Genomic DNA, 1,920 nt, shown 5'->3' with positions numbered 1-1,920 from the left:
CTTAGGTGTCGCCCGACACCAAAAATCGGGCAAATCAACGCACGCACAGCGCCGCCACCTTGGCAACAAGAGAACTGTAAATTCAACGGCCCTGGGCTCACCGCCCATATTTTGCACATTGCACAAGCGGTAGCAGTTTCCCGAGGGCAGGCCACCATATGTAGAGAGCGAGAAAACAAGGGAAATTCGCTGATTATGGAGGGAATCTCCGTCGCTGCCGCCTCGGCAATGAGGTGCTGCCGCTTATGAAAACAAGGTGTTGCTGGCTTGAATCTTAACAATTCTCAGGTTCAAAACATGGCCAAACAGGAATAACTTTGAGTTGAATGGACGACAGGGGGTCGCAGTATCATGTCAGTAGATATTATGGAGCATATCTGGAGCGACACAATGGAACTGCGCCAAGGCTCGGAACTGTCACCGCTGGCCCGCCTTCTGACCTCCCTGCTCGCTGCCCCGACGATTTGTTTTACCACAAAAGCTGGTGGTGACGCGGCAACGCCGCTTGCAACATGCGCTGGTGACGAGGTTCTGCCGGGGGCGAGCCTTGCGGATGTGTTGTACCAAGAGTTCGGTATTGAGATGAGCGACGAAACAATCGTCTTCATTGAACCCTGCAAGATGAGCAACGCCGACTATTTTTCCGGCAAGGAGCTGGGCCATGCGCTTGGCAACATTCTGGTGGAGCTTGCTGGTGTAGATCATCGAGATGATCCAACACATTCTGCCATGGAAAAGGCAATCGTCACACAGCCCGCCCAGCATGCCACCAAGCGGCGGATGCAGGCGGAGTTGGTTCAGTAAGGCGCTTTGACCTGACCGTGATGCACTATTTTTTGAGGCTTCGGGGCGAAAACCGCCCCTGACGTTAAGCTAAAGTCGGAACGCAATAGCGGTAAATGCGCCTGTGGTGCGCGCGCACAGCATGAAATAGCTTTGGTTAAGTAAGGCCTACACGTCATTGCTTTTCAAAGATAATCGCCCCTGACCTGTGACATCTCTGCCATGATTGGCCAGTGACGTTGCCCAAAAACGCATTTGGGCCGGAAAATTCTCAAACGTTAATTTTCCCTTAACCGCAGCGCGCTACAGTTCAATCAGAGGCAGAATAAAAACAAACAGGTGACGAGAATGAGTGTAGCCGCATACAAGCGGACGATCTCGCACACGGAAGCGCCACGCCAAATTGAGCGTCGCATCCTTGCGCAGGTGACTTCTAAGCTAGAACAACAATTTGAAGCATTTGACGGGACAGACAAAAAAATGGAGCGGCTGCAGATCCTTTCGGACGGGCTGCGCCATGTGCTTTGGGAAAATCAGAGGGTCTGGATGACCTTCAAGATGGACCTGATGGAAAAAGAAAACGAGCTGAGCCCGAACTTGCGCGCCTCTTTGGTATCGCTGGCGGTCTGGGTCGAAAAACATACGCAAAATGTCCTGTCAGGCAGCAAAAACGTGAAACCGCTGGTCGACATCAACCGCAGCATCATTGACGGCCTTGGTGGCCGCGCCTTTGACACAGCAGCGGAGTGAATTGACATGGCATTACGACTGACCCTGAAACCGAATGAACGCATTTTGATCAACGGCTGTGTGGTCCGAAACTCGGACCGCCGTCAGTTGCTTGTGATCGAAAATCAGGCGGATATTGTCCGCGAGGCCGACCTGCTGGACGAATCCGCAGCGCGTACCCCCGTCAAAGAGGTATACTTTTTCATCCAGGCGGCGCTTTTGGACCCCAGCAAGCGGGATAAGCTGGTACCCATCATCCAGAAACAGCTGGGAAAACTGGTGCCGGTGTTTCACGATGAGGTTGCCCAGCACATTTTTGACGCTGCAAGCCATGTCTCCCTCAGAGATTTCTACAAAGCCATGCGCGCCCTTCGGCCCTTGATGGACTACGAAGAGCAGTTGTTTGAG

The 1,920-nt window shown here is 52.9% G+C and carries 3 protein-coding genes; all 3 read left to right on the top strand.

Annotated elements, in window-relative coordinates; genetic code table 11:
* Positions 1 to 351: 351 nt before the first annotated feature.
* Positions 352 to 804, top strand: coding sequence for a hypothetical protein (locus WBC85_RS04115; RefSeq protein WP_424433406.1), 453 nt, complete (start codon positions 352 to 354; stop codon positions 802 to 804).
* Positions 805 to 1,131: 327 nt separating this feature from the next.
* Complete coding sequence (gene flaF / locus WBC85_RS04110) at positions 1,132 to 1,533, top strand: flagellar biosynthesis regulator FlaF (RefSeq protein WP_424433405.1); 402 nt, start codon at positions 1,132 to 1,134, stop codon at positions 1,531 to 1,533.
* Positions 1,534 to 1,539: 6 nt separating this feature from the next.
* Positions 1,540 to 1,920 (top strand): flagellar biosynthesis repressor FlbT (locus WBC85_RS04105; protein ID WP_424433404.1); only part of this gene is annotated, 381 nt, incomplete at its 3' end.

Source organism: Planktotalea sp. (assembly GCF_049680325.1).
Taxonomy (GTDB): Bacteria; Pseudomonadota; Alphaproteobacteria; order Rhodobacterales; family Rhodobacteraceae; genus Planktotalea.
This window is presented reverse-complemented; position numbering and strand designations above follow the sequence as displayed.

Coding starts and splice junctions, on each gene's coding strand:
- WBC85_RS04115 (WP_424433406.1), top strand. CDS start 352: ATGTCAGTAGATATTATGGAGCATATCTGGAGCGACACAATGGAACTG.
- flaF (WP_424433405.1), top strand. CDS start 1,132: ATGAGTGTAGCCGCATACAAGCGGACGATCTCGCACACGGAAGCGCCA.